This is a genomic window from Chryseobacterium capnotolerans, from assembly GCF_021278965.1.
Taxonomy (GTDB): domain Bacteria; phylum Bacteroidota; class Bacteroidia; order Flavobacteriales; family Weeksellaceae; genus Chryseobacterium; species Chryseobacterium capnotolerans.
The window spans coordinates 5,001-25,861 of sequence record NZ_CP065589.1; the positions used below are offsets into that span (position 1 = coordinate 5,001).

Genomic DNA, 20,861 nt, shown 5'->3' on the forward strand with positions numbered 1-20,861 from the left:
AGATGTTTGAGAGGGCTTGATTCTAGTACGAGAGGACCGAATTGAACAAACCTCTGGTGTATCAGTTGTACCGCCAGGTGCACCGCTGAGTAGCTACGTTTGGAAGAGATAAGCACTGAAAGCATATAAGTGCGAAACTCGCCTCAAGATGAGACATCTTTTAAGGGTCGTTGTAGATGACGACGTTGATAGGCTATAGGTGTAAAGACAGTAATGTCATAGCCAAGTAGTACTAATTACCCGTAGATTTATAGCCTATTGGTTGCTGTAATCTAGAATAATATCATATTAAATAGACAAGTACTTTATGCGCAGTAAAGGTTTTGTCTTTGTGAAAGTTTTTATCGCTTAAAAACGCAATTGGCAAAAAGCAATTAGCGATTGGCATACAAGCCAATAGCAATAAGCAATAAGCCAGCTGCTATATACAACCTTTAGGGTGGTTTTAGCGGTGGGGCTCACCTGTTCCCATTCCGAACACAGAAGTTAAGCCCACCAGCGCCGATGGTACTGCTAACGCGGGAGAGTAGGCCGCCGCCAGTTTTTATTTTATTTTTAAAAGTCTCATACAGTAATGTGTGAGACTTTTTTTGCTTTATACTTTTTATCCCCAAGGGAAAGAAAAGAGAAAATATCAGTAATCAGCAATCAGTAATGAGTAATCAAATGATACTTGTATTCCCGTGTGGCTGCTATTCCTACCACCGGTTTCTTATCCGGTTCTTTGTTCTTTGTTCTTTATTCTTTATTCTTTATTCTATAACAGATACACTCCTGGTATCACTACATCATCCCAATATTTATCATTCTTCTGAGATTACTCATCATTCATTACCAAAAGAAATTTTCATTATTCAAACCAAAAAACTGTCGTTCAAAATAGTCATCAGATTTTTCTATTGTTGATAAGCTTTTTTGTATTCAAAAATTTTCTGCTGCTATTAAAATAGTGGCTTTTTTTTTTAATTTAAAATCATAACTTCAATTGTTTCAGGGATATCTCAAATGTTTTGCTTATTTTTTAATGGTATGGTATTAAATACTGTTAAAATATTATATTTGATTTCAAAATATTAAATATAATTATGAAAAGAACTATAGTTAAGGCGGGACTTCTCTCATCTTTATTTTTTTGCTTTATCAGGCTGTCTGCACAACATACAGATTCTGCTAAGGTTGGAAAAATTGATGAAGTTGTCGTAACTGCCTATGGAGTTAAAAGAAAAAAAGAGTTTGGGCTATTCTTTCCAGGATGTAAAAGGCCAAACACTTGTTGAAGCTAAAGAAACGAATGTTACAAATGCCTTAGTTGGTAAAGTAGCGGGAATGCAGGTGATTAAGGGAGGTTTTGGTGCTGCCTCTTCATCAAAAATAAACCTTAGAGGGTTCAATTCGCTTAAAGGGGATAATCAGCCTTTAATTGTGGTTGATGGAGTGCCATTAAGTAATAATGCTGGTTCAAAAGCAAAACAGAATGATGGGTACTTTAATAATGATTTCTGGAATCCGGATCTGGATATGGGAAATGGGTTAGCTGATATTAATGCAGATGATATAGAAAGTATGTCTGTTCTTAAAGGAGGAGCAGCTTCTGCTTTGTACGGATCTAGAGGGGGTAACGGGGTTATTCTGATCACAACGAAAACCGGAAAAGAAAAGGTGGCTTAGGCATTACCTATTCCACAAGCTTAGGCTTTGAAACTCTTTTTATGAAACCAGATATGCAACGTAGTTTTGGATTAGGGCTCAATGGTGTTGTAAATTCTGCGACTAGTGATAATTCCACTTCTTGGGGGCCAGCATTGGAAGGAGCCAAAAGTTATGATAATCTAAAAAATTTCTTTAAAACAGGAATAAGCTCGCAGCACACCTTAAGTTTCCAGGAAAATCTAGGAGAAGGGACGAGTTTGTATACCTCAGCTAATTATTTAAATGATAACAGTCAGATTCCTAATTCTAAATTTGAGAGATTTAATTTTATGGCTAAAATGAACTCAAATTTTGGTGTAAATAAAAGATGGACCTCCGAAGTAAAAGTTCAATATATAAGTACAAAAGCAAATAACAGACCTTCGGGAGGAAAAGGAGATGGTAATTACTATCCAAATATTCTTCTTATGCCCCAGAATATTGATGTAAGAGATTATAGGGAAGGACAGACTCAAAACGATGTAAAATCACGTTGGATTACTCCTAATGGTATCAACCCTTATTGGTCTGCTTATAATAGCCTTAATGCAGATAAGAAAGATCGTTTCCTTTTGAATGGATATCTTAAGTATCAATTTAATGATTGGTTGAGTGGAGATGTAAGGGTAGGCACAGATTTCTATGCTTTGAATGCAGATGCAAGAGTGTGGACAGGTTCTTCACGAAGAAATTCTTATGCAACCAGTGAAGAAAAATTTTATGAGAATAATTATATAGCAAGTCTTACAGCGAAAAAAGATAATTTAATTGGAAAATGGGGTGGGACAGTTTCCGTGTATGGACAAATGATGGAAAGCAGAACAAAAGCTATGTATTTTAGTACCCAAAACTTGATTGTTCCCAATGTATTTAGTGTAAATAATACAAGTGATATTGCTAGTGTTGCTAATAATGAAGTGGATTTCTGGAAAAAGATTAACTCTGTATTTGCGAACGCGGAAATTAATTATGATGGGTATTGGTTTATTAATGCTACCGCAAGAAATGACTGGTCTTCTACACTCATTCTAGAGAATAGATCTTATTTCTATCCTTCTATCAGTACATCATTAGTATTAACAGAAATGCTGAATAAGCTGAACGGTACTACTTCTAAAATATTAACTTTTGCTAAGCTTCGTGCTGCTTATGCGGTAACCGGAAATTCTTTAAATCCTTACGAACTATACAATACTTATAAATTAGGCGCAGATCCAAGTGGGCATGCCATTCTTGGTAGAAAGAAAATTCTTTATGATCCCAACCTACATGCAGAGAAACTTAAAACTTTTGAAGTGGGAGCTGATCTTAAATTCTTTAATAAGATTTCTTTGGATGTAAGTTATTTCAGAAATACAGCAACCAATCAGCTCATAGATTTACCTATGAACCCGCTTTCCGGATATGAATATAAAAAAATAAGCTCAGGAGGTCTTAGTAATAGTGGAATTGAAGTTGTTTTGAATACAGATATTTTTAAGAAAGAAAATTTTACATGGAATCTAAATGCAAATTTTTCTAAATTGAAGAGTACAATTGACAGGATAGATGGGGAGGTTTTAAAATATCCTTTGGCAGGATTTGATAACGTCGGCTTTTTTGCAGAAGTAGGTATGCCTTATGGATCTATTTACGGAACAAAATTTTTAAGAGTAGAAGATCCTAACAGTCCTCATTATGGAAAACTTATTGTGGGACTGAATGGTTTACCTCAGGCTACTGCTGAACAATATTATTTAGGAGATCAGACACCAAGAGCGTTGTTTGGATTTACCAATAGCTTTGCCTATAAGAATTTTGGGATTTCATTTCTTATCGATGGGAGAATTGGTGGAAAGTTCTATTCATCTACCCAATCTGCATTACAAAAAGTAGGACTTGCCTCTGATACAGCTCCAGGAGGAAGAAGAGACAATTTTATCCTTGATGCTGTGGTACAGCAAAATGGAGGGTATACCAACAATACAAAGGAAATCACACAACAAGATTATTGGGGTGCTGTAACAGCAGGAAACCTAGGTATTACAGAACAAAATATTTATGATGCTACCAATATCAGGCTAAGAAATGTCCAGGTATCTTATAACTTTCCTAAAAGTATTTTTCAAAAGCTGGCATTGCAAAGTGCTAAAGTTTCCTTTACTGCCAATAATGTGTGGATGATTTATAGTAAAGCAAAAGGAATAGATCCAGAATCTGTATTTGCAATTAATTCTAATGCTGTAGGATTTGAAAATCTTGCATTTCCTACAACAAGATCTTATTTGTTCTCTATTACCTTAGGTTTTTAACTTTAATAATAACATCATGAAAAAAATATATTTTATCTCTCATTGCATTGGCTGTAGTTTGTACCTCATGTAATGATTTTGAAGACATCAATAACGATCCGTTCTCGGTAGACATTAATAAAGCCGAACCGGAATATTTTTTAAATAATTCTATTTTAGGAGCTCAACAGGATCCTAATATTGCTGAACGTACTTTTGTTTTGTACTGGAAAACCGCTGCAAGACAGCATCTGTCAACAGGGATTGCGGGTGGTTCATATGATGATTCATGGACCATAGAGTATTGGAAAGGAATCTCAGAATGGCTGAATAATGCCAATGCAACTATTGAAATCGCCAATGAAAAGAAAAAAATAGGTCAGGGTAAACCTTACTATGATAATCTTATTCAGGTAGCGAGGATTTGGAGAGCTTATGTAATGAGTGAGTTTTCTGATAATTTCGGCCCGCAGCCTATTCAGGCATTTAAAGGAGTAAATCCCGGATTTAATTCTGAAAAAGAAGTATACTATTTTATTTTAGATGAGCTAAAGGATGCAACGGCTAAAATGGATGTGAACCAGCCTGTACCTTCAAATCCTAACGCCTACGATATGGTATACGGATTTAAATGGAGTCAATGGGTAAAGTATGCCAATTCCATGAGAATGAGAGTTGCTATGAGAATTTCAGAAGTAGATCCTGCCAAAGCAAAAACTGAGTTTGAGGCAGCGGCGAATTCAAACATGCTGATCAGTACAAGTGATGATAATTTTAAAGTGAAAGAAGATACCGGATGGAATCCTTTATCAGGAGTCATGTCCAGAGAATGGAATTCTCAGATTTTATCAGCAACCCTTAATAATATGTATATCGGATTAGGAGGGGTCAATTCTACAGATCAACTGCCGGCTGCACAGCATGCAGCCGTGAAAGCCTCTGATTATATCGGTATAAAATATGATGAACAGTTCTCCACAATGACCAACGATCCAAGTGCCGGATATTGGCTGGATGGGCTTCCCAACAAAATAGATCCGAGAGCCTATAAAACATTCTATATTCCAGGAGATTTTAATAATCCCATTTATTCACTTTATCCGACTTATACTAACCAGGCGAGTACCAATAAAGGGGATCTTACTTTTGCCAACGGGTCTAAGGTTACAATTAATACGGTAAATACCTGGAATACGACCACAATAGGGAATTGGGGAGTAAAGGGACAAAGAAACGGATTAAGAGGTGTTATTGGATGTATGCCGGCTTTAGGAAAACAGTACAGAGAAGGTAAAAACGATAGAATTTTCTTTGCAAGCTGGGAAACCTATTTCCTGATGGCGGAAGCTGCTTTAAAAGGATGGTCTGTTCCTATGAGTGATGTTGCCGCTTATAATAAAGGAATTCAGGATAGCTTTGCCTATAATGGAGTATCTCAATTCTATAACCAATATATTACCTCAACTGATTATAATCGTGATGGAACTTCTGTTGCTTACAGTCATGTAGCAGAACCTGGAGCCAGCCATACGATGAATTATAAAGATCCTTCTACAGGTAGTATGGTTTCTGTTGAGATTAAATACCCTGTAAATACGATTTACAAAAATGGTTCGGTGAAAAACGATAAACTTACGAAAATCATTACTCAAAAATATATTGCGAATATGCCATGGCTTCCGTTAGAGTCCTGGAGTGATCAAAGAAGACTGGGATTACCTTTCTTTGAAAATCCTGCAATAGAAACACCATTGGTTAATTTACCTAATCTAAATTCAGGAAATTATATGACTAATTCTATTCAGAATTTCCCTCAAAGGTTAAGGTACCCAAGTACCTTCAGGAATACAGATCAGGATGGATATACAAAAGCAGTTCAATTGCTGGGTGGACAAGATGCTGTGCTCACTCCTCTTTGGTGGGCAAAGCACTAAACGGAATATATTTTATAAATCCCCCTTTCCAAATTTTGAAAAGGGGGATTTATTGTATGCCGTTATTTTCAATAGCTTTCTCCATTAATTTGCGACTATGGTGAAAACCACCCGCGCACCATAAGTGCTTGCGGGAATTGTAACGGAAACACCGGATACCTGCAGTAGTAAAACAATATCTGAAAAATTAACACTATTGCCAAGACCTAAAACCCCGCTAAAAGTAAAAGTAACAAACGTTACATCGGATGCTGATGGTATTGGGATGTAAGTTGTGCCTCCATTAATAGAGGCCGTACAAAGAAGGCAGACTCCGTTTATTGTTGTTGTTCCACCGGTTCTTCTTGCAGAAAGAGTCATAGAACTGTTCCATGGATTGGATGTGTAGTGCATTGTCATCTTTGCCCCTGAGCTTGAAAGAAGATTGAGAAAGGATCCGGGTAATGTTCCAGATAGTTTTATTTGATTAGTGCCAGTATTACCCGTATTATCATAAGTTCCGGAATAATTATTTCCTGCTTCAGTAATGGAAGGGATATTGGCAGTCCAACTTCCGGAAACATTGACTACTTGAGCTTCCATATAACTGCTGATTACGAACAAAATAAAAGTATATATATGCCTTTTTATAAGGATTTTTTCGAAGAAAAAGCTATTCATTTTCATATTTCCGTTTTTATTCTGTAATGGTATAGACAATGGTAAGAGCTGTATTGCTTTGTGCAGATAAATTTGCATATGTGCTTGGAACGAGAGATATCGTAAGGCGATGTCCATTATTAGCACCATTACCAGTGTAAGCTCCTCCAATGCCACTTATGATGGTAATAGGAGTATTGGTAAGGGTTACCTGTGCCGAAGGGGTTCCTAAGGTACCACCTCCTGCTCCGGATGCCGCGGCAGCCTGCAGCCTGATATTCACCCCCTGTATAAGAGTTGTGCCACTAATAGCTGCTGTAATTCTCCTGGTAAGTCCTCCGGAAGTAATTGCAGAAGTATAGTTGATCCATTTTGAGGTGTTAGGAGTTGGGTTTCCCAAAGGATTTCCAGCTTCAGTAGGGGCTGTGAAGTTTAGAATAATATTTCCTGCAGGTTCTATGTCCATTAAAGTCACAACAGGTAAAGTCAATGTAACATTGGCTTGAGAATATAATAAACCGGAAAAAATAAAAGATGCTAATAATAGGGAGTGTTTCAAAATCATTTCTTATTTTTTATTTGATTATATCCTACTTTTAAGGATTCCTGTTGATACTTGATTTCTATTTGCTGCTTGACGATCTGAATATTGAGTTTCTTTGTTTCTGAAGATTTTAAAGTAAATTGAAATTTATCTGTTGAAATTTTATATCGCTTATCAAGGCCGTTTCTATAGAGCTTAACGGTCCAGTCTCCCGGGCGGAGATAAGTAAAATCAAAAGGTTCCCCTATAAAACAAATTTTACGATAAGTCTGATCGTTGCTAGTAGCTTCTATAATAATACTTTCCCTTTTATTCTTCCCTTTTTTAGTCTGTAAAGCGTCAATATCTGTCTGGTTTTTTTCTTCTGTTTCCGAAAGTTGAACAGAGCCCTGTACATTAGCTGCTATAGTTAACCCAAAATTAAAAATGTTTTCTTTAGTATTGAGAGATAAAGCTGCTGGAAGAGAGACAGTCGGGATATCATTAATCTCTGTGGTGGTGCGGTCTATTTCCAGGAAATAATTTCCGGGAGTAACATTTTTAAACAGATAATTCCCTTCTTTGTCTGTAACGGATAAATAACTACCCAGCAGTAATCGTATTCCTTCTGTTTTTTTGATTCCAAGGTTACTGATATTGCCAGAAAGTGAAACATACTCAGCTGTTCTTTGCACCGGGATGTTTGGCCGCCAGGTATAACGCAGTGAAAATATAAAATCCTTATCTCCTATTTGTCCTCTTTGTAGGGAGTATCTGCCCGAAAGATCAAGTTCATTTCCAGGAAATAGTTGCTGATGGAATAACAATTCAAATAAATTCCGGTCTTTAAAATATTCTTCAGGCATGTAGTTGTTCTGATAAAAAATACTTAAGCTGGTCTTATCAGAGAATTTGCTAAAAACTCTTGCTCCATAGTACAACTGTTTTTGATTTTGTAACAGATATCTGGAAGTAACCGCATAGCTTCCAAAGACATTGAATGATGTTTTGAATTTTTCAAAGGATAGATTTGCAGAATATAAAGTTGAGTTGCCATTAAATCCTGTCAAATAATTGTCTGTCTTTCCAAACTGTCCTTCAAGATTAACCTGAAACATTCCGATACGTTGATCTAAAGAAGCTCTGAAGAAGCGCTCATAGTAATCAAACTGTTTGGGTTCTAAACGATCCTGATACTTTTGATATCCATTATTAAAGGTAATAGAACCATTGGATAGGTATTTATATTGTATTCCATACTGAAAATACTTTCGATAGGGAGCCGCCAGAAACAAGGTATCCCGCTGAAAGTTTTTAGCATCCTGCATATAATTGGCAAAAACATTGATTTTCTTAGATAATCTATACTGAAAATATCCGCTGAAAGTATTGGTATTGGTAAAGTATCCTGCATACTCAGGGCTTGCTTTCATATACATCAGATTTCCATTGAGTTTTTCAAAATTGACCTCAGCTTGTGCCATATACGCTGTTCCCTCGTTTTTCTTGGTTGTACTATAGGCAAATTCTCCGGAGATATTAATATTCTTAGAGATTTTGAATTTCCCTTTAGTATAAGGAAGATGAGCTTCAGAATCTAATTGTATATTCCTGAAATCAGAGTTTTCCTTCATTGGTATTTTATAAAGATATCCAACTGAAATTTCAGATTCTTTACGGATTTTAAATGCTGAATAAATATTAAACTCATCTTTAATATCTCTGAAAAACCGGGGATGGTTGTAAAAACCACCTAAACTTACCTTATTGAAATTATACCGGATTTCTGCACCGCGGCCATACCTGGCAAATTCAGTTAAATAAGAAGAAGAGTATGTTTTATCACCCAGATGAACAAATAAATTATCCCTTTTATAGTTCACAAAATATTCTTCATATTGAGTAAATGTATTGAGCTCAATTGGATTGTGGGTGGCAGCATGAAATTCAATCTGATTTTTATTCTCCTTATCCAAAGCTCCTTTCCCATAGATCTCACCTTGAAAACCGTCATGGTAGACTCCCATATTTTTCATCCCAACAAAGGATAATGAGGCCACTACCGGGAGCCTGTGATAGATGTCCATATTGGCTGGCTGTATGGAGATCACCTGGGTACTGATATAAATGCTTTGATTTTCTTTAGGATTATCTTTAGAATACACCGAAAGATTTAGATTTTGAAATTCATTTTGACCAAGTTCCGGATTGGTCTTTTTATGGATGGTAACAACTTTGGATTCGTTTGGGGCAAGGATAATTGATGAATCATGATCGACAATGGCATTTTTACTTTCCAGGCTGATATTTTCAGTAATATTTCCATTGTTTTTTAAAAGAAAGGTGGCCCGGATAGTTTCTCCGGCTCTTATGAATTCCGGTGAATCTAATGGAGTAAGAGAAAGTTTTCTATTGGCAGCAATGGTAATCAGTGAGACCTTTTGGGTTGACATTCCACTAGAACGATCAGTTATATTTAACGTGACTGAATATTCTCCTTGAGCAGCCTCTGCAGAAATACGCAAGGGAACAAGATATACGGAAGTTTCCTGTGATGGAAGCTGAAAATCTCCTTTTTCTAAGATAGGAGTGATAAGCGGACTTGAAGTGATAACTGAGATATCATATACCTTATTTTCAGACGAGTTGTTTTCCAGACTGAAAGGAACAGAAGTAGATGTTCCCGGTATTAAGCTATCCTTTTTACTCGCCAATCGGTTGATTGACTGTTGAGAAAAAGTAAATAACGGGAATAGGATAACAATAAATAATGTCCAGGTTTTAATCATTTTTTACTTCTAGTTCCACATTGATCGCAAAGGCGTTCTCATCTTCATCCGTTGCTATTACAGTAGCTTTGTACTGAGCAGGTGGCACTTTACTGATATCAATGTAAAAAGTTTTGGAAGTAGAAGGTAGTAACCCCATTGTTAAACTTGAGAAGGTTCCTACCTTATCTCCGGTTTTACGATTATAAATCTCAATGGATGCTGTTGATTTGCAATAGAGATTTCCATGATTGGCTATTGCCATTTTTACAGTTTGTTTTCCTTCTTCTTTTTCTACTTTGATATTTTCGAATATAAGGTCCGGTTTGGCCTTTTCCGTGTCGTAATCTGTAATGACCTGAATAGCATACCGGATTACAGAGGTAATGCTTACACCAGGTTGCTTGTCGCTTGGTTTTATCTCGTCTACAGGCTCTACAATGATGACACTCCAATAGCTTCCGGGATCTATAGCTTGATTGGGAACAGTAACTTCATAAAACACTTCTGTTTTTTCTTTACCTTTCAGGGTGACCAGATTGGTGTTCAGTTTTATCCAATCTGCATTAGTTCTTTTCTGAGTATGCAATTCCGTATAATTAATGGTACCATCAGCATGGTAAGAAAAATCCTGCAAAAATAATTTTACATTTTGTGGGCTGCTGCTCGTATTCTCAATCGCAATTTTCCCTTTGTAAACTTTTCCGTTTTCTATTTTGTAGGAATGCGTAAGCCCGTTAAGAACCACAATGCCGGCATGTAAAAAGCTGAACTGCAAAATCATAGTGATTAACAAAAGAATACGATTAATGATCATATAAAATGTTGGTTTATAATTAATAATATAAAAACAGGAAGAAACTGGAATACAATTTCTTCTTGTTTTTTGAAATACAGAATTGAATATTTAGAGTTCTAGTTGTCTACTAAGGTATAGGTAACAGTAGCCATAGTAGATGCTTTTACCGTTAAATCTGAATAATTGGCTACGCCACCAGGGCCACTTCCTGCAGCAAGGGCATACGTAAGATTATGTCCATTATTAGCACCATTGCCTGTATAAGCACTTCCAATACCGGAAATAAGGGTCTGGTCAGCACCACTTAAAGTTAAAAGCCCAGCGGTTGTTCCTACACCTCCTCCTCCTGCTCCTGTAGCAGAAGCGGCTGTTACTTGCACATCTATTCCGGGAATAACAGCATTAAGTTTTACAGTTACACTACGGGAAGGTTTAGCATCGGACTTGATAGTAGAATAATTAAGCCATAAAGTATTGTTGGCTGCACTAGGTACAATAGCGTTACCTGCCTCAGTAGGAGCAGTAAATCCTAACGTGATATTTTTTGTAGCAGCAGGTTCAATATCTACAAGGGCAACATCCGGAACCGAAATGGTAATCGTATGGCTGTCTGTATTGGAATCCTGAGCTCTTAAATTTCCGGATATGGCAGCTGTAAATAAAGACATTGCTACCGTTAATTTTAATTTATTCATGATCTTAATTATTAGTAGAGTGAAAATAATAAAAATCAACTAATTATGAAATAAATATATGATAATTTTCATATTGTTAAATATTTCTCTATTGTAATGTGATATGATTGAAAAATATTTCACCTTTAGCGTACAAAAAATCCTGCACATTTGTACAGGATTTACAATGTTTTGATAAGAATATTGCTTTATGCCCAGTGTGGATCTGAAACAGAAACTTTTCCTGTTTCTATTCTTCCTGCAAAGTGCCAGATATGTTCACCTGAGGTTATTTTTAAGTCATACCAGCCTTTGAATGAGGTAAGATCAATCACTATTTTCTCTTCCGGTTTCTGAATAGCAACTGTTTTTTTGCTTTTTTCATACAGATTTTCAAAAGTAATACTTCCTTTTTTCCCATTTTTAATGATCAGTTCAACCTGATTTTTTGATGGATTATTGATTAAAGTAATGTTTGATTCCGGAATATTATTTCCTTTAAATTTTCGGAAAAAGCCATTAGGCCCAAACACTTCATAATCATAGTTTCCTGATTGTACCGCCGGATGGGATAGTTCCTTCCTGGAATATAATGTATAGGAGAAATAATAATTACTGGTATTGATAAATTGTGTTCTGTCATAAAGATGCAGGGGAACACCATTTTCCTTTAAATTGGTCATTGTAATCTTACCTTCATCCAAATTTACCTGAAAGTTGTATGGAAGAGGATTGGAAGGCTTCATTCCCTTTTCCTGAATTTCTAGTAAATCTTTGTTCAGCTCATTCTCAGTATACCATTTCAATTGGGGGACAGGTTTATTTTTAGCTGCATTGATTGTTTTAGCATAATCTTTCTGATCCAGGTAATTCATTTGTGGAGCCTTGATATTTGAAGAATTAAAAGCTGAAGTAAGATCTCCACAAACCGCTCGTCTCCATTCACTGATGTTGTCTACATGAACATCTTTATTGAATTTCTTCATGATGAATTTCTCCAGAAACTGCAATACTGAAGTATGATCTGAAACTTCAGAATTAACAAAACCTCCTTTCGTCCATGGGGAAGCAATAATCATAGGAACTCTGTATCCTAATCCTACTGTTCCTTCTGCTTTTTCATAGTCTTTTAAAGTGGGATCAGACATATATTCCTGAGCCTTGTCCACATATTCCACACCGCTTTTTCCATTGATATCAACCGGTTGGCTAGGGTTCAATGGCGGAGCAAAAGGGATGACGTGATCGAAATAACCGTCATTTTCATCATAATTGATAATGAAGATTGTTTTTTTCCACATTTCAGGATCCTTGGTCAGGATATTCAGAACCTCAGAAATATACCATGCCCCATACCATGGAGATCCCGGATGATCTGAGAAGTGTTCAGGAGCTACCAGCCATGAAACCAATGGAAGTTTCTTCTCTTCCACATCCTTTCGGAACTGGAATAATACATCACCTTTGGGTACTACCAATCTTTCTCCATGCTCATCTTTTCCAATTTCCAGATTATGATAATCAGGGTCATTTGAATTGGTAGTAAAAGCTTTTTCATGAAGATTCTTTTCCATTTGAGAAAGCTTTGAATAATTATCAGGGTGATATTTCACCTGATCTTCCTGGAGCTCCACAATAATAGCCTCCAGTCTTTCTTTCTGACTAGGTTTTTTCAGAATTTCCTGCTTCAGCGAAGCGATCATATTGGGAATGTGTTGATAATATCCTTTAGAAAACTTTACATTGAATTTTGAAAACCATTCAATCGGATTATCTGTAAAATTACTTAGCCATGCTTCCTGCTCTCCTGATAATCCTTTTGGAAGACTGATTTCATTTTGATAAATACGCCATGAAACATTTTGTTCCTCTAAAATTTCAGGGAAACTTTTCCATTTTGCTTGTCTTGCTTTATCATAATCAATATCATCGTTGACCACATTAGCTTTTGATTTACCATTTTGCTGCTCTCTCAAGGTCCCAGACCAATGGAAAAGCCTGTTTGGAGTAGTTCCAGTCATTGAAGAACAGAAGTATTGGTCAAATATGGTAAAGGCATCTGCAAGCTGATAATAAAACGGAAGATCTTCACGATTATAGTACCCTAAGGTAAGTGGAATATTTTTGTAATTTTCATTACCCGAAGCTTTAGCCTGAAGCCACTGGTCATATTTTCCTTTATTAAATGCCTGCTGTTGATTTTCCCATGAATGGGGAAGGGAGCTCATCCAGGTTGATTTGGTATTTCTCAGATCCAGACGTGCCGGAGCGGCATATTTTCCTGTTTTTTCCTTTTGAAAAAAAGCGGAGTGACCATCCTGTTTTATGAAAGTTCTTTTATCAAGGAATCCGCGGACTCCTTTAAGGGCTCCAAAAGCATGATCGAATGAACGGTTTTCCTGCATCAGAATAACAACATGTTCTGCATCATAAAATGTGGACTGTGCAGCCGGATCTATAGCCAAAGCCTTTAGAATAGCTGGATGTAAAACACTTGAGGTTCCTAATCCAGCCAATAAAATACTTGATTTTTCTAAAAATTCTCTTCTGTTCATGATCTATCGTAATAAGAAAGAAACCGCAAGTTAATAGGATTTTCCTGCGATTTCTTTGTTGGGTATAAAAATAAGTCAGATTTCTATTGTAACCACCAAGGTTTGGAGCTTATCTTATCATTTCCTCCATACTGAGCGGCAAGAGCAGCCTTTAAATTAGTACTGTTGTAATTGTATTCAGACTGAGGATACCTGAACCTAAATGGCGCCGATGTCCCAGTACTTAAAGGATAATTAGGATATCCTGTTCTTAAATAATCATAATAAGAAGTCCATTGTGACTGGTGGAACATGATCATATATTTTTGAGTGATGATTTTTTCCACCTGTTCCTGTACGGGAGCAGAATTATTGTATACTACCAAAGGTGTTGCCAGATACTGATTTACATCAAAACCTGTAAAATACTGCCCGGCATTTTTTACATAGGTCTGATAAAAATTAAAACTTGCCTTGATTGCATTATCATAATGAGTCTTTGCCGATCCGGAAATCCATCCTCTTGCCGCAGCTTCAGCCAAAATAAATTCCAGTTCTGAATAACTTAAAATCGAAGACGGTTCATTGGTTGGATCTTTATAAAAACGATCGTTTACCTTGGAGATGTTCTTTGCTGTAATTAATTTAGCATTTTCAGAATAAGGAGAAATAGGATCTCCGCCATTGTATCCTGTAAAGTCTGTGATTGCTTTTCCTGCTTCTTTAGCGCCTGTGGTTTGAGAGGCAAATGTGAACAAACGCGGATCTTTTCTGTCTTTAAATAGATTAATGAAATAATCTGCCATGTACAAGCTTGATCCATATCCACTGTTGTTGAACATGGAATATCGGCTGTCTGCAGCATCTGCGAACTTAAGCTCTCCATTATCTGCAATAGAAGTCATCAAAGGCTGGCTTCCTGCGATAGAAGCAAATTCGGTGGCGATATTATAGCTTCCAACCGTTGTTTTTTTAGATAAAGTGATTAAGATTTTCAAACGGAAAGAATTGATGAGTTTTTTCCATTTGGCAGCATCCCCGTTGAAGATAATATCTCCTTCAATTTTATCATTGGAATTAATAAGATCATTGGCTTCTTTTAATTCTGATAAAATTCCGGCCATTACTACATCCTGAGTGTCATATTTAGGCTGTGTTATCCCTGATTCACCTTTTACAGCTTCCGAATAAGGAATGCTGCCTACTTTTAAACTTGTATTAAAGAAGTAATAGGCTCTCAGGAATTTACCTACAGCCAAATAGTTTTTATTATTTCTCTTTTCACCCTCCTGCATTATTTTTCCCGTATTAAGAAGCCCTTTAGAATAAACTTCAAAAGAGGCATCATTCCATTTCAGGTATTGAAACGTATTTTCACCATCTGTACCAATCATCATTCTTGAGGCATACATATTGTCTCCATTTACCCAAAAGGCATCTTTCGCAACATAAGTGAGAAGGTATTTAGGATCAATACTTGCCTGGTCGTTCGGGTTTTCATTGATTTTATCAAGATTGGATTCGCATGATGTCAATGCCAGTACTCCTGCTGTAAATACAGCTGTAATCAGTTTTTTTACTTTTTTGTTCTTTAAGTCTTTTGTTTTGAATATATTATTTTTCATTGTAAGGTCGTCTTTAAATTAAAACTTAAGATTAAATCCGATTCCGAACCATCTGCTTGAAGGATCCTGAATGTCATTGGTGGTATCACCCGTTCTTCCCGATCTGATCTGAAAATCAGGGTCAGAATAAAGATTCTTCGATTTTTTCCACATGGCCAGATTGTAAGCAGAGATATTGGCTGTGAATCCCTTGATCATTCCTTTTGGATTCAGTAAAGAAGAGAAATCATATTCTAGTACCACGGATCTTAGCTTGATAAAGGTTCTGTCGAAAACATTGGCAAATTCTTCACTTTCATCCTGAGTTACTCTGGCCTGGTATGGGTAATTCTGTGCCCAATCCTGGAAGTTGATAGGCTTGGTATGCTGAGTATATTTGCCTGTTGCAGGATCATAGTTTACCCCATTTGGAACAAAATAATAGGTTCCCGGGTTAGCATATTCAAGATCTCTATACGCTACAGAATTGGGATGTTTTCCACCCCACCACATTTTTTCAACTACCTGAGATCTCATGATTCCACCAATACTTCCGTCAATTCCGATATTTAAGGATAGTTTTTTATACTTGAAGGTATTGTTGAACCCAAAGGTCCAGTCCGGATTGAAGTGTCCCAGATTACTTGGTGTATTAGCTCTGGTCGGCATTCCTGATTTGGCATCCAGAATTACCTGTCCATCCGGAGATTTTTGCCACGTGTAATCATAGTAGCTGTCCATTCTTTCTCCCAACTTGATATTGTTGTAGTTAGGCATATTATCATAAATAGAAGTCAGCTTTTGCTCATAGGTACTCCAGTTAATTAATGTTTTCCAGGTAAAATCAGCAGTCTTTATTGGGATCAGTCCAAGTGAAATTTCGAATCCTTTTGTAGTATATTCATTACCGTTTACATACTGAGAGATGAAACCTGATGATTCAGCGCTTGGAAATTCCAGAATATTGTTGTAATCAAGAGTTCTGAAATAAGTAGCATCTAAAGTAATCCTGTTATTGAATAGGCCGGCGCTTAATCCCAATTCATAAGATTTGGTCTGTTCTGGTTTCAGTGTGTTTTCTACATTCAGGATGGTAGGATAAAGATAGGTTGGATTACCATTAAAACTAATTCCTTTATTATTCGAATAATAGTTTCGGATGGAGTAAGGCTGGAAATCATATGCCACTTTTGCCCATGAAGCGGAAAGTTTCAGCATATTGACAGCTTCCGGCATTTTTACCAGATTGGAAATCACAGCACTGATGGATGCGGAAGGGTAGAAGTAAGATCTGTTGGCTTTTGGCAGAGTAGAAGACCAGTCATTACGTCCGGAGATGTTGATGAAGAAAGCATTGTATAACCCGATGTCAATTGTAGAATAAGCGCTATAGATCAGCTTTTCTTTCAGATATGTATATATTTTTTGAGAGCTCCGATAGAATTGTCAAATGAATATATTTCCGGTATTTTTAAACCATCAGTAGAGGTCTCATCCCTATTGTTTTTAAAGTAAAATGCTGAACCTCCGGCATTGATCGTCAAATCAAAATTCTCAGAGATTTTCTTTTTATAAGTAGCCAGAACATCGTAGTTGAGGTTCCAGGTTTTCAGATCTTTTACGATATATCCGCCACTTCTTGGGGCACTGTAATTGAAATAAGAATAAGGGCTGAATGTTTCAGACTTACTGTGATTTTCAACAAGGGAGATCTTTCCTTTTACTGAAAAATCTTGTGTAGCCTTATATTCTAATCCGGTCTGGGCATTAATAATGTTAGTTCTGTTTTGATTTTTATAATATTCAGCTCCGAACCAAGGGTTATTGTACCATGCATAATTCCAGTTAGCCTGAGCTCTGCCTTCTTTTCCGGGAATCCACATGTGGTTTTTTAAGGCATTCCCATCCACATCACCTCCCATCCAGATCAGAATAGTATACATGTGTCCGCTGGGATTGTACTCGTAATTAGGAACATTTGGAGTAAAAGCCTGATTGAAATTAAATTTTGTATCAAAGATTAATTTATCTCCAAAATGATTTTCGGAAGAGAAGTTGATTCCGTATTTCTGAAGATAAGAGTTCGGAACCCTGTCATCATAATTCATAAAGTTCCCCGAAAACCTGTAAATATCTTTATTATTTCGATAGCTGATTGCAAAATTATTATTGTTGATAATGGCAGGCTTTAAGAAAGTGCTCAAATTATCGTGGTATTTCCAGTCGATCGGAACTCTTTCATATCTTGATTTATCATTATACTGGGTGTCTGTTACTGCTCCATACCATGGAATAACCTGCCCTGTTGCTTTATCTCGGATGGGGCTGTTCCATTGAGCAAGCTTTAGCCCGGGAACAAATTTAGGACCCCAGATCATATCACCATCATTTACTCCGCCATCTGCACCATCCCAGAATTCATATTTGCCTTGAGAACCATTACCATATTCAGTCTGGGTTTTTGGAAGGTTGGTAAACCCGCCCGTAATCATGGTATTCTGAGAAAATTCCACAGAGAATCCTTTCTTTTTGGCACTTTTTGTAGTAATCAGGATAGCTCCATACCGACCTCTTGAACCGTAAAGAGCAGAAGCAGTGGCTCCTTTCAGAACGTTGATGTTTTCTATATTGTTAGGATCTAAATTTTGAAAAACTTCCTTTTCTACAATCACTCCATCAATGACGAATACCAGATTGGAATTTCCTCTTAAAGTAAACTGAGGCGCTTGCTGCATCCCTGTTGGATTAGAAACATTCAGACCAGCTACCTGTCCTGAGAATAAATTACCAATACTTGGTGTGGTGATGGTTTCAAACTGTTTAGTTCCCACTTCCTGGGTAGAATATCCAATCTTTTCTTTTTTCTTAGCAATTCCCAAAGCGGTAATAACAACACCTTCAATCTGTTTTTCATTGGTCTTTTTCAACACAATAGAATATTGCTTTTTTGAAGAAACCTCCACAGTATAAACAGAAAAATCAGGAGAAAAGAACTCCAGAATGTCTTTGGGGCTGGCTGAAATGGTAAAATTCCCATTTTCATCTGTTGTAGCGGTTTTTCCTGTGTTTTTATCGGTAATATTTACCCCGGAAACACTGGTCCCATTTTCAGATTTTACATTTCCGGAAACGGCAATCTCCTGAGCTGTAATATATAAGGGAAGTAAAAAAACGGCAAACGTAGCTAAAGCTTTCTTCATTTTTTTTGAATGCAAATTTAGCCGGGTACTATTACGTAAATTTTACGATCATATTAAGATAAAAATACAATTTGTGTATTTTTTAACAGAAATAATTAATAAAATGGTAAAATGAGAGACGCTTGTTATATCGTTGTTTCTGTTTTATTATATAAGGTTGGAAGCCGGAAGTCAGATGCTGGGAGCTATTGAAGTCTTTAAAATAACTGAAACACTTTCTGTTAGCTTTTGGTAATGGAGGAATTTTTAGATTATATTGCTGGAAGTGGGAAGTGGGAGGATGGAAGTTATTGAAGTCTTTAAAATAACTGAAACACTTTCTGTTAGCTTTTGGTAATGGAGGAATTTTTAGATTATATTGCTGGAAGTGGGAAGTGGGAGGATGGAAGTTATTGAAGTCTTTAAAATAACTGAAACACTTTCTGTTAGCTTTTGATAATGGAGGAATTTTTAGATTATATTGCTTGAAGTGGGAAGTGGGAGGATGGAAGTTATTGAAGTCTTTAAAATAACTGAAACACTTTCTATTAGCTTTTTATCACAAGGCTGCTACTTAAAATAGTAACCTTACAGTAACTTCAAGCTTCCTGCATCCAGCTTCCTTTCTCTCTTAAAATCTACTCAGAATACCCCAATGGATCTTTATATCATTGAATTTAAATGGATTTCCAAACTCATTACCATTGGACAGCTGGAAACTCATCAGTCCGATCGGAATGAAGAAATTGAATCCAAGCCCAACGCTGTAGAGCTTAGGTTTTACATTCAGGGATTTATTATTGAGCTGCCCATACTGCCCAAAGAGGTCGAAGAAGGCCTGGTTGCCTATGAGATATCGGTATTCGAGACCTCCATAATAATAGAAGTCGGCGGCAAGAGAATTCTCATTGAAGCCCCGCATGGAATTCCATCCCCCAAAACGGTAAAGCTCGTTGGCAGAAAATTCAATCTTAGAATCCATCATGGCTCCTTCTGCTTTGATATTGAGGAAATGGTTTCCTGAAATATGATAATTATGCTCCCCGGAGAAATAAAACTGGTTCTGGGGCGCTTTTATATTTCCTTTGGTATAAGTGGTTGTTAAATAATCGTACCCGGCATTGATCCTTGTTTTGTAAAGAAAAAGATCAATATCGGTAGGCTCAGTCATTTCAAACCAGATCCCGATCCCTTTTTTGTTGTAATCTTTTCCGGCGGCATATAAAGAATCTATAATGGTTGAGGTTTCCAATGTGGCACGGAGACCAATTTTGTTGCGGTTATTGATGTGGTAATAAAAAGCGGGAAGGAATTTTACATTGGCAAATGTAGAATCCTGTCTGTAGATATTCACCTTTGTATTCATCCCGACATTAGATTTGAAAAGATAAGGAATGTCTACCTGAAGATCAAAAGTCTGCCCTCTGTCCGGGTTTCTCTGCCAGTAAAGGTTGATAGCCTCGAAACCATTGAACATATTCCTGAAGTTCACATTCATAGTACCATTTAAGGTAAATTTATCTGTCTTATCATTTCCAAAACCAATGACCCCATCAAAGGTGTTGGTCTTTTTCTTCTGCAAGAACAGGTAAATATTGGTAGAATCTTTGGTGAATAAAGTTTGTGGCTGCCGATCCAGCATGACAAAAGGATGACTTTGAAAACTTTTGTTGATTGCCAGTAAGTTCTTATCATCATAGTTTTTTCCTTTGAATTCCTTTTCAAGATTTTTAATGAACCTTTTTGGAACTCTTTCGTAACCTTTTACAACAAAACCATTGATCGTTCTTTTATCATTCTTGTTGATGTCAAGTTCTACAACCGGAAAACCATTTTTCTGGCCTTTATATTTCGATTTGATCCTGCTGAAAGAATAACCGTCATCAATATAACTTTTATTGATGCTTTTCTTGGTAGAATCTAAATTCTTTGTAAAAAAATCCTTCTGAACTTTCAGTTTCTGGACAATTGAATCTGAGAGGTTTACATAGGTTTCATTAAAGTTTTTCCCTTTGTCAAAGAAAATCTCCGTACTGTCTCCTTTTACTTTTACCTGTTTCAGCTGAGTGAAAAAATAATTGTTTTGAGCTAAAGAATCCAGAAACTTTACAGCAGAAGTTGAATCCTTTACTTTCTTCCTAACCTTGGTTTCTGTATCAATAAGCCAATACTGTTTTTTCTGCGCTTGTGTAAAAACGCAGAACAGGACAAAAAATATTTTTAAAAATAATTTCAATGGGCCATTCGA

General features: G+C 36.5%; 11 protein-coding genes, 2 rRNA genes and 1 pseudogene (1 of these 14 only partly in view). 5 read left to right on the plus strand and 9 right to left on the minus strand.

Going from position 1 to position 20,861, the window contains the following annotated elements; all coding sequences use genetic code 11:
- The 5 genes from H5J24_RS00020 to H5J24_RS00040 all read left to right on the plus strand — a co-directional run.
- A 23S ribosomal RNA gene (locus H5J24_RS00020) occupies positions 1-256 on the plus strand (it extends 2,501 nt beyond the left edge of the window).
- 179 nt (positions 257-435) lie between these two features.
- A 5S ribosomal RNA gene (rrf, locus tag H5J24_RS00025) occupies positions 436-543 on the plus strand.
- Between the two features lie 666 nt (positions 544-1,209).
- Positions 1,210-1,668, plus strand: coding sequence for a TonB-dependent receptor plug domain-containing protein (locus H5J24_RS00030; protein WP_232815944.1), 459 nt, complete (start codon positions 1,210-1,212; stop codon positions 1,666-1,668).
- 41 nt (positions 1,669-1,709) lie between these two features.
- Positions 1,710-3,980 (plus strand): SusC/RagA family TonB-linked outer membrane protein, encoded by a 2,271-nt coding sequence (locus H5J24_RS00035; protein ID WP_232815945.1) that lies wholly within the window; start codon positions 1,710-1,712, stop codon positions 3,978-3,980.
- Positions 3,981-4,027: 47 nt separating this feature from the next.
- Positions 4,028-5,893: a SusD/RagB family nutrient-binding outer membrane lipoprotein gene (locus H5J24_RS00040; protein WP_232815946.1), complete on the plus strand. Its 1,866-nt coding sequence runs from the start codon at positions 4,028-4,030 to the stop codon at positions 5,891-5,893.
- A gap of 84 nt (positions 5,894-5,977) precedes the next feature.
- Here the strand turns inward: H5J24_RS00040 and H5J24_RS00045 are convergent, their stop codons facing one another.
- The 9 genes and pseudogenes from H5J24_RS00045 to H5J24_RS00090 all read right to left on the minus strand — a co-directional run bounded on the left by H5J24_RS00045 (position 5,978) and on the right by H5J24_RS00090 (position 20,849).
- Positions 5,978-6,475, minus strand: a complete 498-nt coding sequence (locus H5J24_RS00045) for a hypothetical protein (RefSeq protein ID WP_141395741.1) — start codon at positions 6,473-6,475, stop codon at positions 5,978-5,980.
- Positions 6,476-6,569: 94 nt separating this feature from the next.
- Entirely contained in the window at positions 6,570-7,097 is a 528-nt protein-coding gene (locus tag H5J24_RS00050) for a hypothetical protein (RefSeq protein ID WP_068944994.1), read from the minus strand.
- Entirely contained in the window at positions 7,094-9,844 is a 2,751-nt protein-coding gene (locus H5J24_RS00055; protein ID WP_068944993.1) for a hypothetical protein, read from the minus strand. Before H5J24_RS00055 ends, H5J24_RS00050 begins: the two co-directional genes overlap by 4 nt.
- Positions 9,837-10,640 carry a WxL protein host-binding domain-containing protein gene (locus H5J24_RS00060; RefSeq protein WP_228407686.1) on the minus strand — a complete coding sequence of 268 codons (804 nt, stop codon included), beginning with the start codon at positions 10,638-10,640 and terminating at the stop codon, positions 9,837-9,839. The genes H5J24_RS00055 and H5J24_RS00060 overlap by 8 nt, the downstream gene beginning before the upstream one ends.
- A gap of 98 nt (positions 10,641-10,738) precedes the next feature.
- On the minus strand, positions 10,739-11,317 hold the full coding sequence (locus H5J24_RS00065) for a hypothetical protein (protein WP_068944992.1): 579 nt from the start codon (positions 11,315-11,317) through the stop codon (positions 10,739-10,741).
- A 188-nt stretch (positions 11,318-11,505) separates the two neighbouring features.
- Positions 11,506-13,851 carry a phosphocholine-specific phospholipase C gene (locus H5J24_RS00070; protein WP_068944991.1) on the minus strand — a complete coding sequence of 782 codons (2,346 nt, stop codon included), beginning with the start codon at positions 13,849-13,851 and terminating at the stop codon, positions 11,506-11,508.
- An 83-nt stretch (positions 13,852-13,934) separates the two neighbouring features.
- Positions 13,935-15,455 carry a SusD/RagB family nutrient-binding outer membrane lipoprotein gene (locus H5J24_RS00075; RefSeq protein ID WP_068944990.1) on the minus strand — a complete coding sequence of 507 codons (1,521 nt, stop codon included), beginning with the start codon at positions 15,453-15,455 and terminating at the stop codon, positions 13,935-13,937.
- Positions 15,456-15,473: 18 nt separating this feature from the next.
- Positions 15,474-18,634, minus strand: a pseudogene (locus H5J24_RS26075) (SusC/RagA family TonB-linked outer membrane protein).
- 610 nt (positions 18,635-19,244) lie between these two features.
- Complete coding sequence (locus H5J24_RS00090; protein WP_068944988.1) at positions 19,245-20,849, minus strand: autotransporter assembly complex protein TamA; 1,605 nt, start codon at positions 20,847-20,849, stop codon at positions 19,245-19,247.
- Positions 20,850-20,861: the final 12 nt, after the last annotated feature.